This is a genomic window from Streptomyces sp. NPDC041796 (assembly GCF_055590785.1).
In genome coordinates this window covers 101,462-124,840 of record NZ_JBVJAH010000013.1, presented here as the reverse complement: position 1 = coordinate 124,840, position 23,379 = coordinate 101,462, and the positions used below count along the sequence as shown (strand labels likewise).

Here is a 23,379-nt window from a genome sequence, read left to right as displayed (position 1 = left end):
CCCCTTGTCGTTGTTATGCCCTTATGACGCTCGGGGAAGCGGTGCGGTTGTACGTCTCTCGGGATTTACGGTTTTCCACGCGCGCGGCGTGCGTCCCGTACAGGGTCAGGGACACGACGCCGAGGACGGCGACCAGCCCCAGCAGGACCGTGCCGGCCCAGCCGCCGGCGTGGAAGGCGACCGCGCCGAGCGTGCCGCCCGCGCTGCTGCCCAGGTAGTACGCCGACTGGTACAGCGCCGAGGCCTGCGCGCGGCCCGTCCTCGCCGTACGGCTCACCGACGACGAGGCGACCGCGTGCCCGGCGAAGAACCCGGCCGTGATCAGCACCAGGCCCGCCAGCACGGCCGGCAGGGCGTCCGACAGGGACAGCAGCAGGCCCGCCGCCGTCGTGGTCACCGCCAGGTACAGCGCCCCGCGCCGCCCGGTGCGCGCCACCAGCTTGCCGGCCGCGGCCGACGACACCGTACCGACCAGGTAGATGAGGAAGATCGAGCCGATCACGCCCTGCGGCAGTGAGAACGGCGCCTCGACGAGCCGGTAGCCGATCACCGTGTAGACGGCGCCGAAGACGGTCATGAACAGCGCGCCGATCGCGTACAGCCGCATCAGCAGCGGGTCCGACAGGTGCGTACGGACCGTCGCCGCCAGCGTGCGCGGCCGCAGCGAACCGGGTGAGAAGTGCCGTGCCTCGGGGATCATCAGCCGGAACACCACCGCGCACACCACGGCCATCAGCCCGACCGCGGCGAGCGCGGCGCGCCAGCCCCAGAGCTGGGCCACCCAGCCGGTGACGAGCCGGCCGCTCATGCCGCCGATGCTGTTCCCCGCCACGAACAGGCCGATCGCCGCGACCAGCGCCTTGGGGCGTACCTCCTCCGCCAGGTACGCCATCGCCGACGCGGGCAGCCCCGCGAGCGCGGCGCCCTGCACGGCGCGCAGCGCCACCAGCCACTCCAGGCTCGGCGCGAAGGGCACGAGCAGACCGACGACGACCGCGACCGCGAGGGAGGCGGTCATCAGGGTGCGGCGGCCGAACCGCTCGGACAGGGCGCTCAGCGGCAGCACGCACAGGGCGAGCGCGCCGGTCGCCGCGGACACGGTCCAGCTGGCAGCCGAGGCGCTCACGCCGAAGTCGGCGGAGACGGCCGGGAGCAGGGCCTGCGTCGAGTAGAGGAGGGCGAAGGTGGCGACTCCGGCGGCGAAGAGCGCGAAGCTCATCCGGCGGTAGCCGGGGCGGCCGGGGGAAAGGCGGGTGTCGGCGACCGCGTCGGTGGCGGCCGCCTTGGTACTGGCGGAAGGCATGTCTCGACCGTAGGCACCCACGCTTGATGCGTCCAATGCATGGAACGGCTTTAATCGTTCCCATGGCGCATAACAACAGCTCACAGGAGTGGCTGTCACCGAACAGTAACGAAGACGACATGGGGCTGCTGCTTGCGCCGCGCCTCGCGTACTTCGCGGCGGTCGCCCGCCACGAGCACGTGACGCGCGCCGCGCAGGAGATCGGCGTGCCGCAGTCCACGCTGTCGAGGGCCATGGTCCGGCTCGAACAGGACCTGGGCGTCTCCCTTTTCGCCCGCAGAGGCCGCACGGTCTCGCTCACCCCGGCCGGCCGCACCTTCCTGGCCTCCGCCGAGCGGGCACTGGCGGAGGTGGAACGCTCGGCCGACGCGGTACGGGCGGACGCCGACCCCTCGGCGGGGCGGGTGGCGTTCGGGTTCCTGCACACCATGGGCTCGGAGACCGTCCCCGAGCTCATCCGCGCCTTCCGGGTGGACCACCCCAAGGTCCGCTTCACGCTCGTCCAGAACTACGGCGAGGCCATGATCGAGCGCCTGCGGGCCGGCGACCTGGACCTGTGCCTCACCTCACCCGTGCCGGACGCCCCCGACCTGGTGTCCCGCCGCCTGGACGAGCAGCGGCTACGCCTCGTCGTCCCGGACGACCACCGGCTGGCCGTCCGCAAACGGGTACGGCTCGCCGAGGCCGCCGACGAAACGTTCGTCACCCTGGAGCCCGGCTACGGACTGCGGCGCATCACCGACGCGCTGTGCGCCGAGGCGGGCTTCACCCCGCGGATCGCCTTCGAGGGCGAGGAGGCCGAGACACTCCGCGGCCTGGTCGCCGCGGGCCTCGGAGTCGCCCTCCTGCCACCGCCCGCCGTCCCCCGGCCGGGCGTCGTCGAGCTCACGGTCACGTCCCCGCGCGCCGCCCGCGAGATCGGTGTCGCCTGGCTCGACGGTCACCCCGACACCCCACCGGTGGCGGCCTTCAAACGGTTCCTGCTCTCCCGCCGGGGCCGGCTGCTGAACGAGCCCGAGTAGGCCGCCGCCTACCGCCGCAGCGCCCTGCCGAAGCCCGAGGCCAGCGGCATGCGGAGACCGAGCGGCGGGGGTGCGGCGAACGCGTCGGCGACCGGGCGCGAGAAGGGGTGGCCGAACAGCGCGCCCAGGACGAAGTCGGCGGTCAGCGCCGCCACTTCGGTGTGGTGCTCGCGCAAAGCGTGACCGTCCGAGTGGACCTCGAAGCGGCACGTGTCCCGGTTCACCTTCTTCGCGCGCTCCGCCAGCCGGTACGACAGCTCCGGATCCGTCCGGGTGTCGTTGGTGCCGTGCACGATCAGGACGTGACGTCCGGCGAGCTGCTTCACCGGTTCGGGCGACGCCGCCACATCGTCCTCCGGCAGCCAAGGGGCAAGGGCCAGTACCGAGTTGACGGCCGTGTGGCCCGCCGCCCGCAGCGCCGCCCGGCCGCCCATGCCTCGCCCGGCGAGGCACACCGGAACGTCGCCGTACCGGCGTACGACCTCCGAGACCGCCCAGCGCGCGTCCGCCGCGAGCCGCGCGTCCGAGCCGTTCCAGCCGCGCCCCCGGTAGCGCACCACATGGGCCACCAGTCCGTCCGCCCGTCCCGCGCGGGCCAGGCGGCGCGCCGGGGACACGGCCGCGGCGTGAGCGAACGGCGACGGGCCGCGACCCGAGACCGGCTCCCCGTCCGGGAGGAGCAGCACCACGCCGCCCACCGCCGGGACGGACGTCCCCACGGGCCTGCCCAGCCTGGGCGCCCGCGCGCCCCCCGTACCTACGAGTGCGTGGTGTGCCATGGCAGAACAGTCTCAGAAGGGGAGGTGTACGCGATCCGTACGCGCGGTCACTGTTACGTATCGACGCGCCTTCTACGCGCGTAGGGGCTAGAGTTCGAAAATGACGAGCCAGACACCCCAGATCCCTACCGCGGACCAGATCCGCCGTGCCCCCAAGGTGCTGCTCCACGACCACCTCGACGGCGGTCTGCGCCCCGGCACCATCATCGACCTCGCCGACGCCGCCGGATACACGGCGCTTCCCGAGCACGAGCCGGACAAGCTCGGCATCTGGTTCCGCGAGGCCGCCGACTCCGGTTCGCTGGAGCGCTACCTGGAGACCTTCGCGCACACCTGCGCCGTCATGCAGACCCGCGAGGCCCTCGTCCGCGTCGCCGCCGAATGCGCCGAGGACCTCGCCGAGGACGGTGTCGTGTACGCGGAGGTCCGCTACGCCCCCGAACAGCACCTCGACCAGGGCCTCACCCTCGAAGAGGTCGTCGAAGCCGTCAACGAGGGATTCCGCCTCGGCGAGCGGCGCGCCCGTGAGAACGGCCACCGCATCCGGGTGGGCGCCCTGCTCACCGCCATGCGGCACGCCGCCCGCGCGCTGGAGATCGCCGAACTCGCCAACCGTTACCGCGACCTGGGCGTCGTCGGTTTCGACATCGCGGGCGCCGAGGCCGGGTACCCGCCCACCCGCCACCTCGACGCCTTCGAGTACCTCAAGCGCGAGAACAACCACTTCACCATCCACGCGGGCGAGGCCTTCGGCCTGCCGTCCATCTGGCAGGCCCTCCAGTGGTGCGGCGCCGACCGCCTCGGCCACGGGGTGCGCATCATCGACGACATCCAGGTCGCCGAGGACGGCACCGTCGCGCTCGGCCGCCTCGCCGCATACGTACGCGACAAGCGCATCCCGCTGGAGCTGTGCCCCACCTCCAACCTCCAGACCGGCGCCGCCGCCTCGTACGCGGAGCACCCCATCGGGCTGCTGCGCCGCCTGCACTTCAGGGCCACGGTCAACACCGACAACCGGTTGATGTCGGGCACCAGCATGAGCCGTGAATTCGAGCTGCTGACCGAGACGTTCGGCTACACGCTCGACGACATGCAGTGGTTCACCGTCAATGCGATGAAATCAGCATTCATTCCTTTCGACGAACGGCTGGCGATGATCAATGACGTGATCAAGCCCGGCTATGCCGAGTTGAAGTCCGAATGGCTGTTCCGTCAGACCGCCGCGACCAGCGATTCCGTCCTCAAGAAGCCCTGAAGCCGCCTCCCCGGGAACGGCCGGGAAATTCCATGACCTGGCCGTTTCGGGTGTTTGCGGGGGCTGCGGAACGATGACTAAGTTGCAGAGCCGCTCATCTTTCCCCGAGTTCTCCCAAGGACGAAATTCGATGAAGCAGTCTGCCGCCAAGACCCTCGGTGTCGCCGCTCTCGGTGCCGCGTTCGCCGCCGCCACCGCCGGCACCGCCTCCGCGGCCACCACGACGCCCACCAGCGCCGCGCTGGGCGCCGCCACCGCCACCGCGGTGCCGGTCATCCAGTCCGGCATCGAGCAGGCTCCGAACAACGCCACCGAACTGCTGGCCACGGGGCAGGAGCTGACCGGCGCCGCCACCAAGAACGCCTCGCTCCAGGGTCTGCCCATCGACCCGGCCGCCGCCACCGGCCTCCTCGGCGGCCTGCCCATCGGCGGCACCCTCCCGGTCGCCGGCCTCGGGGCCTGAGCCGGCGGCAGCACGCACGCGAAGGGGCGCCCACCGATCGAGGTGGGCGCCCCTTCGCGTGCGCGGAGTGACTACCAGGCCGGCTTCGCAGCCTTCTCCGACGGCAGCAGCATCCACAGCGCCAGGTACAGCAGGAACTGCGGGCCGGGCAGCAGACACGAGGCCACGAAGATCACACGCATCGTCGTCGCGGAGGTGCCGAAGCGCCGTGCCAGCGCTGCGCACACTCCGCCGATCATGCGTCCGTCACGAGGGCGGGCAAGTGCGGCCATGGTGGGCTCCTTCGCGGGAGGAAGTCGAATCCTTCGATGACTCCATCCTCGCCCCGAAGCCCAGGACAAAACGTCGGACTACGGGGCGATACCGACCCTGGGAATCCTCGGGGTCGCACCCTGAGGGACCTCCTCGCGCAGGACCCCCATCCCATGGCCCCGGCTGCCGCCCGGCCGCCGGTCCCGCTCCGGCCGCCGCTGCCGGCGCCGCAGCCGCCCCCGCCACGCGGGCACCACCGCGAGGTGAGCCAGCGCCACGCCCGTGGTGTTCAGCAGCAGCGCGTCCACGTCCACGACCCGGCCCGGCACCGCCGTCTGCAACAGTTCGATGCCCAGCGACACCAGCGCGCCCGCCACGACCGTACGGGCCAGCGACGCCCACCGGGACACGGCCAGCCGGCCCCCCGCCATGGGCAACAGCACCCCGAGCGGCGCCAGCAGCAACAGCCCCTCGCCAATACGCCGCGCGGCCTCCAACGGCCCCAGCGCCAGATCGGCCTTGATCCCGGCCAGTGGCTCCAGATTGGCCGCCGTCACCCACATCACGTCCCGCGGCCGGAGGGTCAGCCACCCCACGAGCGCAAGATGAGCGATGAGGAGGATGAGCCCCGCCGCGCGGAAGCGGATGACGGCATTGCCGTCCGAACCATGACGCTGCACGCCCCCCAAGACGCGTCGACCGGCACGATCGGTTCCGCCCGGCGGCCGGCGGCTCGGCGGTGGCTCAGGACGCGGGCCGCGTGGGCGCCGCGGAGTCCGGACGCTCCCGGAGCTGGGCGGTGCACGCGTAGCCACGCACCGGATAGGGGCCCGGGCCACCGAGCAGAGCCGTCCCGCCGCCGGCGATCGCGGCGTTCTCCGCGTACGTGCACACGATCTGCGACAGCGCCGCCGCCGGCAGGTCCTCCGGCTGACGGCTCAGCCGCAGCGCCCCCTCCGGGTCGCCCTCCCGGCCCGCCGACACGCTCAACGGCCCTTCGACGGAAGTGGTGAACCCCGCCTCGCGCTCGCCCGCCGACGGCTCCGCGAGAAGCTGGTTCAGCAGCGCCTGCGCCGCCGCCACCCGGCTGTCCTCCGGCTTCTTGTCCCCGGTCGCCGGAACCGTACGGTCCACCGCCTCCAGACCGGACGCGCACACCAGGTACACCCGGACCGGCACCGCCTGCGGCTGCGTCCGCGACGCCAGGTCCTCACCCGACACGCTGCACGGCAGCCGCGACGGCGCGGCACCCGCGTCGACCGGGACCGACGTCGTACGGATCCCACAGCCGGCGGCGACGGCGGCGACCACGACGGCCCCCGCGAGCGCGACCAGCCCCCGCCGCTCACGCAGCCCCATCTCCGCCACCCTCCTGCTTCTCGTCCCGCTCCGTGCCGGTGCTCGTCCGCGACGCGTCGCGCGGCAGCCGCAGCACGAACACCGCCCCGTCACCGTCCGGCGAGTTCGCCGCCGTGATGTCACCGCCGTGGATCAGGGCGTTCTCCATCGCGATCGACAGGCCCAGGCCCGAGCCCTCCGAACGCGGCCGTGACGCGCTCGCCTTGTAGAACCGGTCGAAGACATGCGGCAGAACGTCCTCGGGGATGCCCGGCCCGTGGTCCCGCACCTCGATGAACAGATCGTCCTCCGCCGTCCGCACCGACACGCGGACCGGCGAGCCACCGTGCTTGAGCGCGTTGCCGATCAGGTTCGCCAGGATCACGTCCAGGCGGCGAGGATCGAGCAGCGCCATGATCCCGCGCTCGGCGTCCAGTTCGACCGCGTCCAGCCACGCCCGCGCGTCGACGCACGCCGTCACCTGGTCGGCGACGTCGACGTCGTCCAGGACCAGCCGCGCCGTACCCGCGTCGAAGCGCGTCACCTCCATCAGGTTCTCGACCAGCGTGTTGAGCCGCCGTGTCTCACTGACCACCAGCTTGACGGCCGGCGCGATCATCGGGTCGAGGCTCTCCTCTTCCTCCTCCAGCACCTCCGTCACGGCGGTCAGCGCGGTCAGCGGCGTCCGCAGCTCGTGCGACATGTCCGCGACGAAGCGACGGCTCGACTCCTCCCGGGCGCTCATGTCCGCGACCTTCTTCTGCAGGCTTTCCGCCGCACTGTTGAACGTCCGGGAAAGATCGGCCAGTTCGTCCGTGCCCGACACCCGCAGCCGGGTGTCCAGCTCGCCCTCGCCCAGCCGCCGCGCCGCCTCCCCGAGGCGGTGCACCGGCTTCAGCACGGTCGTCGCCGCGGCCTGCGCGAGCAGCGCAGAAACGATCAGCGCCAGCGCGGAGGCGATCCCCAGCGACCACGCGAGCGAGTTCAGGTCCTGCCGCTCCGGCTCCAGCGACTTGAACATGTACCCGGTCGGCCCGCCACCCACGATCCGCGTCCCGCCCACCAGGTACGGAGTGCCGTCACGGGTGGTCCGCTGCCAGAACAGGTGGTACGGGAACTCATTGCCGTCCGCCACCTCCTGCCGCTCGTTCACGGCGACCCGCAGCTCCTCGGGCACGTCGTCCATCGTGAACCGGTCCGGGTCCGAAACCCCCGCGATCGGCTTGCCCTTGGCGCGCTCGCCCAGCAGCACCACGCCGTACCCGACACCACCGGCCGACATCTCCTCGGCCGTCCGGCGCAGCTCCTCCTCCGTCGGCCGCAACGGCAGCGTCGCCGCACGCCGCTGCATCTCCTGGCGGAAGTTGTTCAGCGCCGAGTCCTGCGCGCGCTGCAGCACGGCCTCACGGTTGAGCCAGTACGCGATCCCCGACGCGGACGCGGCGGCGGTCAGCGCGACGAGGGCGAAGACGACGACGAGGCGCAGCCGCAGACTCGTCCTTCTCACGCAGGCACGTCCAGCCGGTAGCCCACACCACGGACGGTACGGATCAGGGTCGGGGAGGACGGCACGTCCTCCACCTTCGCCCGCAGCCGCTGGACGCACGCGTCCACCAGGCGCGAATCGCCCAGGTAGTCGTGCTCCCACACCAGCCGCAGCAACTGCTGCCGGGACAGTGCCTGGCCCGGGCGACGGGACAGCTCCAGCAGCAGCCGCAGCTCCGTCGGCGTGAGCTGGAGGTCCTCACCGTTCTTCGTCACGGTCATCGCCGACCGGTCGATCACCAGCGACCCGAACGTCGCCGAGTCGGTCGACTCGCGTTCACCGCGCCGCAGCACCGCCCGGATCCGCGCGTCCAGCACCCGGCCCTGCACCGGCTTCACGACGTAGTCGTCCGCACCGGACTCCAGTCCGACGACCACGTCGATGTCGTCGCTGCGCGCGGTCAGCAGGATGATCGGCAACTGGTCGGTACGCCGGATGCGCCGGCACACCTCGAAACCGTCGATGCCGGGCAGCATCACATCCAGCACGATCAGATCCGGCCGCTGCTCACGCAACAGTTTCAGGCCGTCCTCGCCCGTCGCCGCGGTGGCCACTTTGTGGCCCTGGCGTGACAGCGAGAGTTCGAGGGCCGTGCGGATGGAATCGTCGTCCTCGATCAGCAACAGGAAAGGCACGCCGTCATTCTGTCCCATGGGGGCGGGACAGTTCGACCGGTGGGGGCTGTGACAGGTCTGTGACAGTCGGCGGACACCGTCATGAACTCGCCAGGGCAAGCTCATTGGCACACGGACCGAAGCAGACTCCAACCGACGGGGGGCGCGAGATGAACGCACTGCACAGCACCACCTCAAGCGCAGTTGTCACGCGTCTCCACGACGTCACGCGGAGCACGGAGAAGTCCGGCGCGGTGAACGGGCGGGGGTGCGTTCGCAGCGCCGGGCGTCAGCACAAGGCGCCCTACATGGTCGCCGTGACTGACGGGGGAACGGCGTACGGGGAGGTCTCGGGGGAGCGGACGAACCTCACGGAGGCGGAGTTCACCGCCTACGTGCGGGAGCGCCGCGCCTCCCTGTACGCCACCGCCTACCACCTCACCGGCGACCGGTTCGAGGCCGAGGACCTGCTGCAGAGCGCGCTGTTCTCGACGTACCGCGCCTGGGAGCGCATCAGCGACAAGGCGGCGGTCGGCGGCTACCTGCGCCGGACCATGACGAACCTGCACATCAGCGCCTGGCGGCGGCGGAAGATCGACGAGTACCCGACCGAGGAACTCCCCGAGTCCGCCGGCGACACCGACGCGATGCGCGGCACGGAACTGCGCGCCGTGCTCTGGCAGGCGCTCGCCCGGCTGCCCGAACTGCAGCGCACGATGCTCGTGCTGCGCTACTACGAGGGCCGCACGGACCCGGAGATCGCGGAGATCCTGGACATCAGTGTCGGCACGGTGAAGTCGAGCATCTGGCGGTCGCTGCGCCGGCTGCGCGAGGACGAGGTCCTCAGCTTCGGCCGTGACGAAGAGGAGTCCTTCGGCCAGCTCGTGGCCTGAAGGCAGGGGGGCCGGCCACGGTTTCGGGGGAGACGGCGGCCGGCGATCGGGGGGACACGGGGGAACGGGGGACCAGGGGGAACGGGGGACACGGGGGAAACACGCGGGGCCGGACAGGACGGGGGGTCTTGTCCGGCTCTGTGCTGTGTGCGGAACCGGCCGTCAGGTCCGTTCCGGAGCCCGGGCGGCGACCGGCGTGCGGTGGCGGCCGGCCGCGGCGGCGGCGAGGCGCCCCAGGGCCTCGGCCTTGTCGCAGGGATGGGCGCCCAGAGCCGTCTGGCGGGTGACGATCGACCGCTCGGCACGCATCAGGCGCCAGCCGCGGCGCAGCAGGACGGGTACCGACTTGCGGCCCTCGCGGAGGTCCCGCAGCAGCCGGCGGCGGAACGTGGTGGACGGCCGGCCGCGCAGGCACAGGGCGTCCGCGAGGACGTCGAGCTCCTGGCACCGGGCCACGATGTCCGCCGCGAAGATGCCCTCCGCCACGAAGAGCGGTGTGCGCTCGATGTCGAGGACCTCCCGGTCGACGCGCGAGCTGGTGGCGATGTCGTACACGGGGACGGTCGTGCGTCCGGTGGCGCACAGCTCCACGATGGCGGCGACGGCCGCGTCCGCGTCCCAGGACAAGGGGGAGTCCCAGTCGACGTCCGTACTCCCGGGGACGAGCGGGAGCGTCGGGTCGTGGCCCTCCTTGTAGAAGTCGTCGAGGCGCAGCACGGGCAGGCCGGTGCGGGCCGCGAGGGAGGACTTGCCGGAGCCGGAGGGGCCCGCGAGCAGCACGACGCGGGTCGGGATCGGTTGGGAACTCACGGGACACCAGTCTGAACCATTGACCCGGTCGGGGGACCCCGCGAGGGACCCGTTGGTATCCAGCATCACATCTCAAATACGGTGCGTACTCGACAGGTTACGCAGCTGGCAGGAGCTTCCATGACACGTCATACCTTGCTGAAGGCCGGGCTGGCCGTTTCGGCCCTGGGCGCCGCCCTCGGTGTCACGGGGGGCACGGCGCACGCCGCGGTACAGCCGCCGCAGTTGCCGCAGCTGCCGAAGACGGATCCCCAGGCGGCCCTCCAGGGCACGATGGGTGCCGTCCCGCATGTGACCGGGGTGGCCAAGAACCTGAAGGTCAACCCGCTGGCGCAGACCGGGGTGGACCCGCTCAACAACGGCATCGGCACGCAGGTCAGCGACTTCCGCCCGGTGGACACCACATCGGCGACCGGCTCCCTGACGAGCCTGCCGAACCTGCCGGTCGCCGGGCCCCTCCTGGGCGGGGTCGTCCCCGGCTGAGCCGCCCGTCGCCGCGAGCGAGAACGGCTCCGCTTCCCCCGGACGGAGGGGAGGCGGAGCCGTTCGGCATGGGGAGGCTCAGTAGGACGAGCCCGACGCGCCCAGCGAGCCCGTGGGGTGCCAGACCGTCTTGGTCTCCAGGAACGCGGTCAGGCGGTGCGTGCCCGGGTCGGCGGTGAAGTCCTCGCCGTCCACAGCCTGGGGACGAAGCACGCGCTTGAGGTTGTCGGCGGCGGCGACCTCAAGCTCGCGGGCCAGCTCGGCGTCCGCGCCGGTCAGGTCGATCGCGTTGACGTCCTGGTGCGCGGCGAGCGGGGCGGCGATCTCGGCCGCCTTGCCGGACAGGACGTTCACGACACCGCCCGGCAGGTCGGAGGTGGCCAGCACCTCGCCCAGGGTCAGCGCCGGGAGCGGGGCCTTCTCGGAGGCGACGACGACCACCGTGTTGCCGGTGGCGATCACCGGGGCGACGACGGAGACCAGCCCCAGGAACGACGACTCCCGCGGGGCGACGACCGCGACGACACCGGTCGGCTCGGGGGTGGAGAGGTTGAAGAACGGCCCCGCGACCGGGTTCGCCCCGCCCACGACCTGGCCGATCTTGTCGGTCCAGCCCGCGTACCAGACCCAGCGGTCGACGGCCGCCTCGACGACCTCGGCCGCCTTGGCCTTGGACAGGCCCTCCGCGTGCGCCACTTCGTGCACGAACTGGCTCTTGCGGCCCTCCAGCATCTCGGCGACGCGGTAGAGGACCTGGCCCCGGTTGTACGCCGTCGCGCCGGACCAGCCGCCGAACGCCTTGCGCGCCGCGACGACCGCGTCACGGGCGTCCTTGCGGGAGGAGAGCGGCGCGTTGGCCAGCCACTTGCCCTTGTGGTCCTGCACTTCGTACACCCGGCCGCTCTCGCTGCGGGGGAACTTGCCCCCGACGTACAGCTTGTAGGTCTTGAAGACGCTCAGACGGTTCTGCTCGGACTTATCGGACATCGAGGTACGCCTCCAGGCCGTGGCGGCCGCCCTCGCGGCCGAAGCCCGACTCCTTGAAGCCGCCGAAGGGCGAGGTCGGGTCGAACTTGTTGAACGTGTTGGCCCAGACGACACCCGCGCGGAGCTTGCCGGCCACCGCGAGGATGCGGGAGCCCTTCTCCGTCCAGATGCCGGCGGACAGGCCGTACTGGCTGTTGTTGGCCTTGGCGACGGCCTCGTCCGGGGTACGGAACGTCAGCACCGACAGCACCGGGCCGAAGATCTCGTCGCGGGCGATGGTGTGCGCCTGTGTGACGTTCGTGAAGAGCGTCGGGGCGAACCAGAAGCCCGAGGAGGGGATGTCGCAGGCCGGGGACCAGCGCTCGGCGCCCTCGGCCTCACCGGTCTCGGCGAGCGCCTTGATGCGGGCGAGCTGCTCGGCGGAGTTGATCGCGCCGATGTCGGTGTTCTTGTCCAGCGGGTCGCCCAGACGCAGGGTCGACAGACGGCGCTTGAGGGCGTCGAGCAGCTCGTCCTGGACGGACTCCTGGACCAGCAGGCGGGAGCCCGCGCAGCAGACCTGGCCCTGGTTGAAGAAGATGCCGGTGACGATGCCCTCGACGGCCTGGTCGATGGGCGCGTCGTCGAAGACGATGTTGGCGCCCTTGCCGCCCAGCTCCAGGGTGACCTTCTTCTTGGTGCCCGCCACCTGGCGGGCGATGGCCTTGCCCACGGCGGTGGAGCCGGTGAAGGCGACCTTGTTGACGTCCGGGTGCTCGACGAGCGCGGCGCCGGCGTCCCCGTAACCCGGGAGGATGTTCACGACACCCCTCGGCAGGCCGGCCTGACGGCAGATGTCGGCGAAGAACAGGGCCGACAGCGGGGTCGTCTCGGCGGGCTTGAGGACCACCGTGTTGCCGGTGGCGAGCGCGGGGGCGATCTTCCACGCGAGCATCAGCAGCGGGAAGTTCCACGGGATGACCTGGCCGGCCACGCCGAGCGGGCGCGGGTTCGCGCCGTAGCCCGCGTGGTCCAGCTTGTCCGCCCAGCCCGCGTAGTAGAAGAAGTGGGCGGCGACCAGGGGGAGGTCCGCGTCGCGGGTCTCCTTGATCGGCTTGCCGTTGTCCAGGGTCTCCAGGACGGCCAGCTCACGGCTGCGCTCCTGGATGATCCGGGCGATCCGGAAGAGGTACTTGGCGCGCTCGGCGCCCGGCAGCGCCGACCACTTCTCGAACGCCTTGCGGGCGGCCCTCACGGCCCGGTCCACGTCCTCGGCCCCGGCCTGGGCGACCTCGGAGAGGACCTCCTCGGAGGCGGGGGAGATGGTCTTGAAGACCTTGCCGTCCGCGGCCTCGGTGAATTCGCCGTCGATGAACAGGCCGTAGGACGGCGCGATGTCGACGACCGAGCGGGACTCGGGGGCGGGTGCGTACTCGAACTTAGTCATCGTGATCAGTCCACCGTCACGTAGTCGGGACCGGAGTAACGTCCGGTGGCCAGCTTCTGACGCTGCATCAGCAGGTCGTTCAGCAGGCTCGACGCGCCGAACCGGAACCAGTGGTTGTCCAGCCAGTCCTCGCCGACGGTCTCATTGACCAGGACCAGGAACTTGATGGCGTCCTTGGTGGTCCGGATGCCGCCCGCGGGCTTCACCCCGATCTGTACCCCGGTCTGGGCGCGGAAGTCGCGCACCGCCTCCAGCATGAGCAGGGTGTTCGCGGGAGTGGCGTTCACGCCGACCTTGCCGGTCGAGGTCTTGATGAAGTCCGCGCCCGCGATCATGCCGAGCCAGGAGGCGCGGCGGATGTTGTCGTACGTGGACAGCTCGCCCGTCTCGAAGATCACCTTCAGGCGGGCCCGCTCGCCGCAGGCCTCCTTCACGGCCCGGATCTCCTCGTACACCTTCAGGTAGTGGCCCGCGAGGAACGCCCCGCGGTCGATCACCATGTCGATCTCGTCCGCCCCGGCGGCGACGGCGTCGCGGGTGTCCGCGAGCTTGACGTCGAGGGCGGCGCGGCCGGCCGGGAAGGCGGTGGCGACGGAGGCGACCTTCACGTCGGTCCCCGCGAGGCCGGCCTTGGCGGTGGCCACCATGTCGGGGTAGACGCAGACGGCGGCCGTGTGCGGGGTGGTGCGGTCGGTGGGGTCGGGATTGACGGCCTTGGCGGCGAGCGCCCGGACCTTGCCCGGGGTGTCCGCGCCTTCGAGCGTCGTCAGGTCGATCATCGAGATGGCCAGGTCGATGGCGTACGCCTTGGCCGTGGTCTTGATCGAACGGGTACCGAGGGACGCGGCGCGCGCTTCCAGGCCGACGGTGTCGACGCCGGGCAGCCCGTGGAGGAACCGGCGCAGCGTGCTGTCGGACGCGGTCACGTCAGCGAATGCGGGTGCAGGGGGCATGGTCACCACTTGAGCATATCTACGCGCGTAGCGGCCTGTACAGCCCCGCGTCGGCGGTCCGTACGAAAGCCCTGGTAACCATGGGTGCAGTGAGCTCTGTCACGTGCCTGTGACAGGGAGTGGACGCCTCCCGCACACAAGATCCATAACGTTGTTCGTGCAGCCCGCCAGGACTCACCGGCCCCCACCCAACGAGCAGGCGGCATGCGGCTCTTCCTCCCTCATCCACTCTTCCGCTTCACGGAGTCGTCATGCGTTTCGCCCTCCGCACCGCCGTCGCCGGCGCCGTCCTCGCCGGTGCCGCACTCACCCCGGTGGTCACCGCCGGCGCCGCCTTCGCGACGGAGGTCACCCGGCCGGCCACCGGTCCGGCCGCCGGAAGCACCGAGCGCGAGCCGGTCCGGACCCTGACGTTCGCAGAGGGCATGACCGCGGAGCTCCACCGCGTGGAGGGTCCGCGCGGGGAGGGCTTCGAGGCCGACGTGTTCAAGGACGGCACGGGCCTGTTCACCCTGGAGGGGGGCGAGGGCAAGCTGTACAACGCCCTGTGGATCAGCCTGGACGTCGAGGGCAGCCTGACCATGGAGGAGACCCACGCCGAGTGGGGCGAGGTGAAGCGCACCGAGACGCTCGCCAACGGCACGTACGTCAAGTACTACGAGAACGACCTCGGCCGCTACCACGCCGCGGCCTTCGCCGCCGGTACCCCGGTCGGCGAGCTGGACGCCACGGTCGGCACCGCCGTGGGCCTGTACGGCGGCGAGTACGTCGTGCTGCAGCCCGCCGGCACCCGCGCGACCTGGTCCGACAACAGCAGCTCCGGCGGCAGGCCGGGCGTCTACGAGCTGCCCGACGGCAAGCTGGTGAAGCTGACCCGGACCGCCGACGGCCGCTGGGGGATCTCCGTCAAGACCGCCGTCGGCTGGCCGAAGGGCATCGTCATGGCGGACGGCACCCGTCAGGTCAGCGTCGACGAGGACATGATCACGGTCTACGCGCCGGACGGTAAGGCCTTCAGCCACTACCTCTTCGGCGCCGCCGAGCAGGGCCGCCCCGTCCACCTCGGCGCGGAGGACCCCACCGAGAAGCCGAAGCCGTCCACCCCCGCCACCCGCGGCAAGACCACCACCGGCACTACCGGCACCGTCGCTCCCGGCGAGAACGCCGTAGCCCCCGGCAAGAACACCGTCGCCCAGGGCGGCACCGTCCAGGCGGTGGCCCAGACGTCCGTCGTACCCAAGGGCGGCGTCGCGGCCGGTGCCCAGACGGCCGGTGACGACGGCAACACCGTGCTGGTCGCCGTCGGCGCGGGTGCCGCCGCACTCTCCGCGGCCGGTCTCGGTTTCGTCGCCATGCGCCGCCGGCAGACGGCCGACCGCGGCTGACCACCGTCCTTCCCGCCCCTCCCCTTCGCCTGTCATTGACCCGAGCAGGCCACCCCGGGCGGGGGGGGGGGGGGGGCCCCCCCCCCGCCCCCCCCCCCCCCCCCCCCCCCCACCCCCCCCCCACCCCCACCCCCCCCCCCCCCGCCCCCCCCCCACCCACGCCCCAGGAGCACCCGTGAAGCACCGGCTCGCCGCCGCGCTCCTCGCCCTGGCCGCCCCGGCCGCGCTCGCCGGGACGACCGGCTGCGGCGCCCCGGCGGACCGCCCCGAGGCCACCCCGCCCGCCCACGTCCGGCCCGCCACCGTCCCTCCCCGTGCGGCCGCCCCCATGGCCAGGTCCGAGCCGGTACGGGTCGAGATCCCCGCCGCGGGCGTCGACACCGGACCCGTGCTCGACCTCGGTCTCGCCGCCGACGGAACCGTCGAGGTGCCGTCCGTCGCCGACGCGGGCAGGATCGGCTGGTACGACAAGGGCGTCACGCCCGGCGAGAAGGGCCCGGCCGTGCTGATCGGCCACTTCGACACCGTGGAGGGCCCGGCCGTACTGAAGGACGTCGCCAAGGTGCGTACCGGCGACGAGATCACCGTCCGGCGCGCCGACGGCACCACCGCCGTCTTCCGCGTACGGGAACTGGAACAGGTCGCCAAGAAGGCCTTCCCCACGCGGAAGGTCTACGGCGACACCACCCGCCCCGAGCTGCGCCTCATCACCTGCGGCGGGGAGCTGGTGGACGGCCACCGGCCCGACAACATCATCCTGTACGCCGATCTGGTCGTGTGACGCTCGGGCCGGTGAGGCAGAATCGGCCGCATGACGACCAGCCAGGAGCCCCCGTACGCCGACCGGTCCTTCCGCTCGACCGCCGGGGTCGTGGGCGGTCTGCTGCTGCTCGGCTTCGCCGCCTGGATCGGCGGTGACGCCCTGGTCACCGGCGAAGGACGGGTGCGCTGGATCGCCGCCGCGGGGCTGCTGCTCGTGGTGCCGCTGATCGTCGCCTTCACCTTCCGGCCCGTGGTGTACGCCAACGACGACCGCATGCGCGTGCGCAACCCGTTCCGGACCGTCGACCTGCCGTGGGCATCGGTCGCGGACGTACGGGCGGGGTACTCCAGCGAGGTCATCACCCGGGACGGCACCAAGTACCAGCTCTGGTCGGTACCCGTCTCTCTGCGCGAGCGGAAGAAGGCGGCGCGCCGCGACCGGGCCGGGGCCGACGCCGCCGAGGCGCCCCGCACCGCCGGGGCCGACCAGACCGTCGCCGACCTGCGCGACCTGGCCGAGCGGTGCGCGTCGAGGCCCACCGCCCAGGGCGACCCGCACGTCCGCTGGGCCTACGAGATCATCGCCCCCGCACTCGCGGGCCTCGTCCTGCTCGTCGTCCTCCTCGTGGTCTGACGGTCACGGAGGCCCCGGCCACACCAGCAGCATGTAGGCGCCCAGCCACGCCGACGACAGCGCCGCGGCCCCCAGCACCAGACCCGCCACCACCGGCCGCGCCCGGCTCACGGCCACGGCGAGCGGCAGCAGCAGCGGGAACCCGGGCAGCAGGAAACGGGCACGCGGGAAGTACACCCCGCCGCTGCCCAGCACCACCAGCAGGAGCACCCCGCAGAAGAGCAGCAGCGGCAACGGCTGCCGGTCGGCCAGGCACAGCGCGTACAGCGCCACCGAGGCCACCAGCACCGCCGACACGGCCACCAGGAACAGCTGGGGCGTGCGGTCGTACGCCAGCAGCTCGCGCATCCAGCGGAGCGTGCCCGCGCCGCCGTCCCACGCGTTGCGCCACAGCCGCTGCACGGCGAAGTACCCGTCCCAGCGGCCCACCCGCACGCCCACCCACACGACGTAGCCGAGCCAGCCCAGCGGCGCGGTGAGCGCCGCGGCGAACGGGGCCCACGCGCGCGTGCGCGCCGCCACGAGCACGCCGGTCACCGTCACGGCCACGGCGAGGGCGATCCCGGTGGGGCGGGTCAGCCCGGCGAGCACGGCGAGGGCGGCGGCCGTGTACCAGCGGCCGGTGAGCACCGCGTACAGCGCCCACGCGGCGAGCGCCGTGAACAGCGACTCCGTGTAACCCATCCACTGGACGATCCCGACCGGCAGCGCGCCCCACAGGACGGCGAGCACCGTGCCGGTCCGGCGCCCGTACAGCCGGTCGCCGACCGCGTAGACCCCCCACGCCGCGACCAGCGAGAAGGCCACCGCCAGGACCAGCGCCACCGACGCGCGCGAGCCGGGGGTGACACCCGCGACCGCCTTGATCAGCACCGGGTACAGCGGGAAGAACGCCAGGTTGTTGGAGTCGTACGTGGTCCCGAGGCGGTCCTGGTACCCGTGGTCGGCGATGCCCAGGTACCAGTCCGAGTCCCACGAGGTGGCGAGCGTCGGCCACACGCCGTGCCGCTTGAGGTGCGCCCAGCGCGCCAGGACCAGCAGTCCGAGGAGCCGGACCGCCAGGTACCCGAGCAGCGCGGGGACGGCGTGCCGCAGCGAGCGGGCGGTCCGCTCCCGTACGCCCGCGCCCGCCGGCGACGGGGGCCGGCGGGACGCGGGGACGGTCGGGCGCGGGCTGATCACCGACGGCGGCACGGTGGCGCTCCAGGGGCTCGGCTGCGGTACCGGGGGTCACCCTGCTCGGTGACCCCCGGTCCGTACCGGGCCCCTCCGTCAAGTGCCGTACGAGATTCACCCGTACGGGGCCTGCTGGTGCGATCAGATTCCGGCGGCCGCCGCCAGGTCCCGCTTGATCGCGGCCAGGACGTCGTCGCCCTTCGCCCGCGCGTCGGCCAGCTCGCCGGCGTCGGCGACCGGGACCACGACCTCCAGGTAGCACTTCAGCTTGGGCTCGGTGCCGCTGGGGCGGACGATGACGCGGGCCCTGAAGGCGCCGTCCAGGTAGTACCGCAGACCGTCCGTGGGCGGAAGCCTGTCGGTGCCCTTGGTCAGGTCCTCCGCGGACGTCACGGTCAGCCCGGCGAGCGCGGCCGGCGGCTGCTCGCGCAGGCGGCGCATGGCGTTCGCGATGACGCTCAGGTCCTCCACGCGGACGGACAACTGGTCCGTGGCGTGCAGCCCGTGCGCGACGGCCAGGTCGTCCAGCAGGTCGGAGAGGGTGCGGCCCTGCTCCTTCAGCTCCGAGGCCAGCTCGGCGACGAGCAGCGCCGCGGTGATGCCGTCCTTGTCGCGTACGCCGCCGGGGTCGACGCAGTAGCCGAGCGCCTCCTCGTAGCCGTAGGCCAGGCCCTCCACGCGGGCGATCCACTTGAAGCCGGTCAGCGTCTCCTCGTACGGCAGCCCGGCCGCCTCGGCGATCCGGCCCAGCAGGCTGGAGGACACGATCGACTCGGCGAAGGTGCCGGTGGCGCCCTTGTGGACCAGGTGCTCGGCGAGCAGCGCGCCGACCTCGTCACCGCGCAGCATGCGCCAGTCGTCCTCGTGCGGTACGGCGACGGCGCAGCGGTCGGCGTCCGGGTCGTTGGCGATGACGATGTCGGGCCGGACCTCGCGGGCCTTCGCGAAGGCCAGGTCCATCGCCCCCGGCTCCTCCGGGTTGGGGAACGCGACGGTCGGGAAGGCCGGGTCCGGGTCCGCCTGCTCGGCCACGAGCGTCGGCGCGGGGAACCCGGCGCGCTCCCAGGCCGCGAGGACGACGTCCTTGCCGACGCCGTGCATGGCCGTGTAGACGACGTTCGCGGTCCGGGGGGACCCCGGGCTCAGGACGGCGTCCGTACGCGCCAGGTAGGCCTCCAGGACCTCGTCGCCGAGCGTTTCCCAGCCGTCCTCGGCGCGCGGCACGTCGTCCAGGCTCGTGATCGCGGCGATCTCGGCGGCGATCCCGGTGTCGGCGGGCGGCACGATCTGCGAGCCGTCGCCCAGGTAGACCTTGTAGCCGTTGTCGCGGGGCGGGTTGTGGCTGGCGGTCACCTCGACACCGGCGACGGCACCCAGATGCCTTATGGCGTACGCCAGGACGGGCGTCGGCAGCGGGCGCGGCAGGATCGCGGCGCGGAGTCCGGCGCCGACCATCACGGCGGCGGTGTCGCGGGCGAAGTCGGCCGACTTGTAGCGGGCGTCGAAGCCGATGACGACGAGGCCGCCGGTGTGGCCCCCGCCCTTGAGGTACGCGGCGAGTCCGGCGGCGGCCCGGATGACCACGGACCGGTTCATCCGCATGGGCCCGGCGCCCAGCTCGCCGCGCAGCCCGGCCGTCCCGAACTGGAGGGTGCCGCTGAACCGGGCGGCGAGCTCGTCGAGGTCCCGTGCCTCGAGGAGCTTGGCGAGCTCGTCCCGCGTCTCGGGGTCCGGATCCTCGGCGAGCCACGCCTCCGCCTGCGCGATGAGGTTCTGCTGCACGGTGTCTGCCTCTCTGGTGTCGTACGACTGGTCTGCGCTACGGCATACCGCTTACCGGTACCCCGGCGGGGTCGTCCCGTCCCGGCGCGGGACCCGCCACCGCCCACCGGGGGTGGCCGCCGGGAGGGCACCGCTCTCGTGGGCACCGGGAACAGGCACCGCCGTCGTGGGCACCGGGAACTGGCACTGCCCCGGGGTGACCGGAGAACAGGCGCCGCCCCGTCCCGTTGTGCCCACCCGTCCCGCCCACCCGTCCCGCCCTGCGGGACGTTTGCCCACAACGGGCAGGAGGAGAGCCGAGCGGGACGTTTGCCCACAACGGGCAGGAGGGGACCCCCGCGGGACCATTGCCCACAGCGGGGGCATCGCTCACGGCCTCCGCTCCACCGGCGGAGGCCGGACGCCTCGGGTCGGGCCGACTAGATCCGGTCCAGGACCCGGGTGAGGAGCTCGCCCATGCGGGCGGCCGAGTCGCGGCCCGCCTGGAGGACCTCCTCGTGGTTCAGCGGCTCGCCCGAGAGTCCCGCGGCGAGGTTGGTGACCAGGGAGATGCCGAGGACCTCCGCCCCCGCCTCGCGGGCCGCGATGGCCTCCAGGACGGTCGACATGCCGACCAGGTCGCCGCCGAGGACGCGGACCATGTTGATCTCGGCCGGGGTCTCGTAGTGCGGGCCGGGGAACTGGACGTACACGCCCTCCTCCAGCGTCTCGTCGACCTCCTTGCACAGCGTGCGCAGGCGCGGCGAGTACAGGTCGGTGAGGTCCACGAAGTTCGCGCCGACGATCGGCGAGGCGCCCGTCAGGTTGAGGTGGTCGCTGATCAGGACCGGCTGGCCGGGGCGCATGCCCTCGCGCAGGCCGCCGCAGCCGTTGGTCAGCACGACCGTCTTGCAGCCGGCGGCGACGGCGGTACGGACACCGTGGGCGACGGCGGCGACGCCACGGCCCTCGTAGTAGTGCGTACGGCCCAGGAAGACCAGCGCGCGCTTGTCGCCGATGGTGTACGAGCGGATCTTGCCGCCGTGGCCCTCGACGGCCGGGGGCGGGAAGCCGGGGAGCTCCGTGACCGGGAACTCGGCGTCCGGGGCGCCGAGCGCGTCGACGGCCGGCGCCCAGCCGGAGCCCATCACCAGGGCGACGTCGTGGGTCTCGGCGCCGGTCAGCTCGCGCAGGCGCGCGGCGGCGTCGGCGGCGGCGGCGTAGGGGTCGCCCTGGAGGTGGTCCGGGGTGGCAGTTGCGTTCACAGAGTCTCTCGCCTCGCGAAGTAACAGTCGCCCCGGACCGCTCACGAGGACCGGGGGTCCGGGGGCCGGCCCCGGAAAAAATGCAGTACGCACAAGAGCGTAGCCGGAAGTTGCCTACGCGCGTAGATGACGTTGCCCACGGAGCTCGGATCGTTGTCTTGTCGTTTCCGACAAAGGGCGTCGGCGGGCCCTCAGCAGGGGCGCTTGCGCAGCTCCATCACATAGTCGTGCGGCGCGCCCGCCGACTCCGCGGCGTCCGCGATCTCGCCCAGGTAGCGCGCGGACGGCAGACCGCCCTCGTATCCGTTGAGGACGTACACCCAGGCGGGTTCCTCACCGTCCAGGGTGTGCACCCGCAGCCGCATGCGCCGGTAGATGTCCAGGCCGACGCCCTCCCAGCGGTCCATGGAGTCCTCGTCCATGGGGGCGATGTCGTACAGCGCGACGAACACCTGGGAACGCGGCGCCTCCACGATCGTGGCCAGCGCTCCCTCCCAGCCCATCTGCTCGCCGCCGAAGGTGAGCCGCCAGCCGTTGAGCCAGCCCGTACCGCGCAGCGGGGAATGCGGGGCGCGGCGGGTCATCAGCCGCGCGTCGAGGTTGCCGGCGTACGCGGCGTAGAGCGACATGGGATCGAGGGTACGGGAGGGCCGGGGGTGAGCGCTGTTTCCCGTTGGAGGGCCCCGGGGGGAAGCCGCCCGGACCGTGCGGGACAATGGGGTACGTACTTGCATCCCTGCCGTGACGAGAGCGCGAGGCGTAACCCCAGTGACCCGGATCGTGATCATCGGTGGCGGACCCGGCGGATACGAGGCGGCCCTGGTGGGCGCCCAGCTCGGCGCGGAGGTGACCGTCGTCGACACCGACGGCCTCGGCGGAGCGTCCGTCCTGACCGACTGCGTACCCTCGAAGACCCTCATCGCCACGGCCGAGGTGATGACCAACTTCGACTCCTCCCACGAGGAGCTCGGCATCATCGTCGCGGACGACACCCCGCACATCGAGCAGGCCGCCCGGATCGTGGGCGTCGACCTCGGCAAGGTCAACCGACGCGTCAAGCGGCTCGCCCTCGCCCAGTCGCACGACATCACCGCCTCCGTCACGCGGGCGGGCGCGCGCGTGCTGCGCGGCCGGGGCCGGCTCGACGGGCGCCAGGCCATGGACGGCTCCCGGCAGGTGATCGTCACCGCCGCCGACGGCAGCGAGGAGACGCTCACCGCCGACGCCGTGCTGATCGCGACCGGCGGCCACCCGCGCGAGATCCCCGACGCCCTGCCGGACGGCGAGCGCATCCTCAACTGGACGCAGGTGTACGACCTGGACGAGCTCCCCGAGGAGCTCATCGTGGTCGGTTCCGGTGTCACCGGCGCCGAGTTCGCCGGCGCCTACCAGGCGCTGGGCTCACGGGTCACCCTGGTCTCGTCGCGCGACCGCGTGCTTCCCGGCGAGGACCCGGACGCGGCGGCCGTGCTGGAGGAGGTCTTCCGGCGCCGCGGCATGAACGTCATGGCGCGCTCCCGCGCCCAGTCCGCCAAGCGGGTGGGTGACCGGGTGGAGGTGACGCTCGCCGACGGGCGGGTCATCTCCGGTACGCACTGCCTGATGGCCGTCGGCGCCATCCCCAACACCGCCGGGATGGGGCTGGAGGAGGCCGGCGTACGGCTCAGGGACTCCGGCCACATCTGGACCGACAAGGTCTCGCGCACCTCGGCGCCCGGCGTGTACGCGGCCGGAGACGTCACCGGCATCTTCGCGCTCGCCTCGGTCGCCGCCATGCAGGGCCGGATCGCCATGTACCACTTCCTCGGCGACGCGGTGACCCCGCTGAACCTGAAGACCGTCTCCTCGAACGTCTTCACCGACCCCGAGATCGCCACGGTCGGTTACACCCAGGCGGACGTCGACGCGGGCAAGATCGACGCGCGGTGCGTGAAGCTGCCGCTGCTGCGCAACCCGCGCGCCAAGATGCAGGGGATCCGGGACGGTTTCGTCAAGATCTTCTGCCGTCCGGGCACCGGCATCGTCGTCGGCGGCTGTGTCGTGGCGCCGCGCGCCAGCGAGTTGATCCACCCCATCTCGATCGCGGTCGACAACAACCTGACGGTCGAACAGATCGCAAACGCCTTCACCGTGTACCCGTCCCTGTCGGGCTCGATCGCCGAGGTGGCACGACAGTTGCACACCCGGAAGACGAGCGCCGAGGCCTGACCGGCCGCCGCGGGGCGCCGGGGGAGGGACAACACCCGGCAACCCCCGGCAAGTCGGGACATCG

At 72.3% G+C, this 23,379-nt stretch carries 24 protein-coding genes; 9 read left to right on the top strand and 15 right to left on the bottom strand.

Translation table 11 applies throughout. The features are described from left to right. Window positions 1-13: 13 nt before the first annotated feature. Window positions 14-1,303 carry an MFS transporter gene (locus ACZ6C1_RS25915; RefSeq protein WP_469243674.1) on the bottom strand — a complete coding sequence of 430 codons (1,290 nt, stop codon included), beginning with the start codon at window positions 1,301-1,303 and terminating at the stop codon, window positions 14-16. A gap of 62 nt (window positions 1,304-1,365) precedes the next feature. On the opposite strand from ACZ6C1_RS25915, the gene ACZ6C1_RS25910 reads away from it, so the two are divergent. Further along, the gene (locus ACZ6C1_RS25910; RefSeq protein ID WP_469243672.1) at window positions 1,366-2,325 is read left to right on the top strand and encodes a LysR family transcriptional regulator; all 960 of its coding nucleotides are present in this window, start codon (window positions 1,366-1,368) and stop codon (window positions 2,323-2,325) included. Between the two features lie 8 nt (window positions 2,326-2,333). Here ACZ6C1_RS25910 and ACZ6C1_RS25905 read toward each other — a convergent pair whose 3' ends face one another. Then, entirely contained in the window at window positions 2,334-3,104 is a 771-nt protein-coding gene (locus ACZ6C1_RS25905; RefSeq protein ID WP_469243671.1) for an alpha/beta fold hydrolase, read from the bottom strand. A gap of 100 nt (window positions 3,105-3,204) precedes the next feature. On the opposite strand from ACZ6C1_RS25905, the gene ACZ6C1_RS25900 reads away from it, so the two are divergent. Together ACZ6C1_RS25900 and ACZ6C1_RS25895 are read left to right on the top strand one after the other, a co-directional pair. Then, the gene (locus ACZ6C1_RS25900) at window positions 3,205-4,359 is read left to right on the top strand and encodes an adenosine deaminase (protein WP_469243669.1); all 1,155 of its coding nucleotides are present in this window, start codon (window positions 3,205-3,207) and stop codon (window positions 4,357-4,359) included. Window positions 4,360-4,489: 130 nt separating this feature from the next. Then, complete coding sequence (locus ACZ6C1_RS25895; RefSeq protein ID WP_469243667.1) at window positions 4,490-4,822, top strand: hypothetical protein; 333 nt, start codon at window positions 4,490-4,492, stop codon at window positions 4,820-4,822. Window positions 4,823-4,893: 71 nt separating this feature from the next. On the opposite strand, the gene ACZ6C1_RS25890 is transcribed toward ACZ6C1_RS25895, so the two are convergent. From ACZ6C1_RS25890 to afsQ1, 5 genes are all read right to left on the bottom strand, one after another. After that, a complete protein-coding gene (locus ACZ6C1_RS25890) occupies window positions 4,894-5,094 on the bottom strand; it encodes a PspC domain-containing protein (protein ID WP_469243665.1) in 201 nt (66 codons plus the stop codon). Between the two features lie 78 nt (window positions 5,095-5,172). Further along, window positions 5,173-5,754 carry a VanZ family protein gene (locus ACZ6C1_RS25885; protein ID WP_469243663.1) on the bottom strand — a complete coding sequence of 194 codons (582 nt, stop codon included), beginning with the start codon at window positions 5,752-5,754 and terminating at the stop codon, window positions 5,173-5,175. A gap of 64 nt (window positions 5,755-5,818) precedes the next feature. Beyond that, window positions 5,819-6,433: a hypothetical protein gene (locus ACZ6C1_RS25880; RefSeq protein WP_469243661.1), complete on the bottom strand. Its 615-nt coding sequence runs from the start codon at window positions 6,431-6,433 to the stop codon at window positions 5,819-5,821. Beyond that, window positions 6,420-7,919 (bottom strand): ATP-binding protein, encoded by a 1,500-nt coding sequence (locus ACZ6C1_RS25875; RefSeq protein WP_469243660.1) that lies wholly within the window; start codon window positions 7,917-7,919, stop codon window positions 6,420-6,422. Before ACZ6C1_RS25875 ends, ACZ6C1_RS25880 begins: the two co-directional genes overlap by 14 nt. Next, entirely contained in the window at window positions 7,916-8,593 is a 678-nt protein-coding gene (gene afsQ1, locus ACZ6C1_RS25870) for a two-component system response regulator AfsQ1 (protein ID WP_179166385.1), read from the bottom strand. Before afsQ1 ends, ACZ6C1_RS25875 begins: the two co-directional genes overlap by 4 nt. Window positions 8,594-8,742: 149 nt before the next feature. On the opposite strand from afsQ1, the gene ACZ6C1_RS25865 reads away from it, so the two are divergent. Further along, on the top strand, window positions 8,743-9,465 hold the full coding sequence (locus ACZ6C1_RS25865; protein WP_469243659.1) for a SigE family RNA polymerase sigma factor: 723 nt from the start codon (window positions 8,743-8,745) through the stop codon (window positions 9,463-9,465). A 162-nt stretch (window positions 9,466-9,627) separates the two neighbouring features. On the opposite strand, the gene ACZ6C1_RS25860 is transcribed toward ACZ6C1_RS25865, so the two are convergent. Beyond that, window positions 9,628-10,341, bottom strand: coding sequence for a uridine kinase (locus ACZ6C1_RS25860; RefSeq protein WP_469243658.1), 714 nt, complete (start codon window positions 10,339-10,341; stop codon window positions 9,628-9,630). 54 nt (window positions 10,342-10,395) lie between these two features. On the opposite strand from ACZ6C1_RS25860, the gene ACZ6C1_RS25855 reads away from it, so the two are divergent. Beyond that, a complete protein-coding gene (locus ACZ6C1_RS25855) occupies window positions 10,396-10,758 on the top strand; it encodes a hypothetical protein (RefSeq protein WP_469243657.1) in 363 nt (120 codons plus the stop codon). A 78-nt stretch (window positions 10,759-10,836) separates the two neighbouring features. Here the strand turns inward: ACZ6C1_RS25855 and ACZ6C1_RS25850 are convergent, their stop codons facing one another. Genes ACZ6C1_RS25850 through deoC form a run of 3 tightly spaced genes read right to left on the bottom strand, consistent with a single transcriptional unit; the run spans window position 10,837 to window position 14,124 of the window. Then, window positions 10,837-11,745, bottom strand: coding sequence for an aldehyde dehydrogenase family protein (locus tag ACZ6C1_RS25850; protein WP_469243656.1), 909 nt, complete (start codon window positions 11,743-11,745; stop codon window positions 10,837-10,839). Then, complete coding sequence (locus tag ACZ6C1_RS25845; RefSeq protein ID WP_469243654.1) at window positions 11,735-13,171, bottom strand: aldehyde dehydrogenase family protein; 1,437 nt, start codon at window positions 13,169-13,171, stop codon at window positions 11,735-11,737. Before ACZ6C1_RS25845 ends, ACZ6C1_RS25850 begins: the two co-directional genes overlap by 11 nt. A 5-nt stretch (window positions 13,172-13,176) precedes the next feature. After that, complete coding sequence (gene deoC, locus ACZ6C1_RS25840) at window positions 13,177-14,124, bottom strand: deoxyribose-phosphate aldolase (RefSeq protein ID WP_469243838.1); 948 nt, start codon at window positions 14,122-14,124, stop codon at window positions 13,177-13,179. 251 nt (window positions 14,125-14,375) lie between these two features. On the opposite strand from deoC, the gene ACZ6C1_RS25835 reads away from it, so the two are divergent. From ACZ6C1_RS25835 to ACZ6C1_RS25825, 3 genes are all read left to right on the top strand, one after another. Beyond that, window positions 14,376-15,509 (top strand): LPXTG cell wall anchor domain-containing protein, encoded by a 1,134-nt coding sequence (locus ACZ6C1_RS25835; RefSeq protein ID WP_469243652.1) that lies wholly within the window; start codon window positions 14,376-14,378, stop codon window positions 15,507-15,509. Window positions 15,510-15,684: 175 nt separating this feature from the next. Next, window positions 15,685-16,290 carry a class F sortase gene (locus ACZ6C1_RS25830; protein ID WP_469243651.1) on the top strand — a complete coding sequence of 202 codons (606 nt, stop codon included), beginning with the start codon at window positions 15,685-15,687 and terminating at the stop codon, window positions 16,288-16,290. A gap of 30 nt (window positions 16,291-16,320) precedes the next feature. Continuing rightward, complete coding sequence (locus ACZ6C1_RS25825; RefSeq protein ID WP_469243649.1) at window positions 16,321-16,905, top strand: PH domain-containing protein; 585 nt, start codon at window positions 16,321-16,323, stop codon at window positions 16,903-16,905. A gap of 3 nt (window positions 16,906-16,908) precedes the next feature. Here the strand turns inward: ACZ6C1_RS25825 and ACZ6C1_RS25820 are convergent, their stop codons facing one another. The 4 genes from ACZ6C1_RS25820 to ACZ6C1_RS25805 form a co-directional block, all read right to left on the bottom strand. Beyond that, entirely contained in the window at window positions 16,909-18,099 is a 1,191-nt protein-coding gene (locus tag ACZ6C1_RS25820) for a hypothetical protein (protein ID WP_469243647.1), read from the bottom strand. A 123-nt stretch (window positions 18,100-18,222) separates the two neighbouring features. Further along, window positions 18,223-19,863, bottom strand: coding sequence for a phospho-sugar mutase (locus tag ACZ6C1_RS25815; RefSeq protein ID WP_469243645.1), 1,641 nt, complete (start codon window positions 19,861-19,863; stop codon window positions 18,223-18,225). 419 nt (window positions 19,864-20,282) lie between these two features. Continuing rightward, window positions 20,283-21,107, bottom strand: a complete 825-nt coding sequence (locus ACZ6C1_RS25810; RefSeq protein ID WP_469243643.1) for a purine-nucleoside phosphorylase — start codon at window positions 21,105-21,107, stop codon at window positions 20,283-20,285. Window positions 21,108-21,298: 191 nt separating this feature from the next. Next, complete coding sequence (locus ACZ6C1_RS25805; RefSeq protein WP_058941468.1) at window positions 21,299-21,736, bottom strand: gamma-glutamylcyclotransferase family protein; 438 nt, start codon at window positions 21,734-21,736, stop codon at window positions 21,299-21,301. Window positions 21,737-21,875: 139 nt separating this feature from the next. Here ACZ6C1_RS25805 and ACZ6C1_RS25800 point away from each other — a divergent pair, with 139 nt between their 5' ends. Beyond that, on the top strand, window positions 21,876-23,315 hold the full coding sequence (locus ACZ6C1_RS25800; protein WP_469243640.1) for an NAD(P)H-quinone dehydrogenase: 1,440 nt from the start codon (window positions 21,876-21,878) through the stop codon (window positions 23,313-23,315). Window positions 23,316-23,379: the final 64 nt, after the last annotated feature.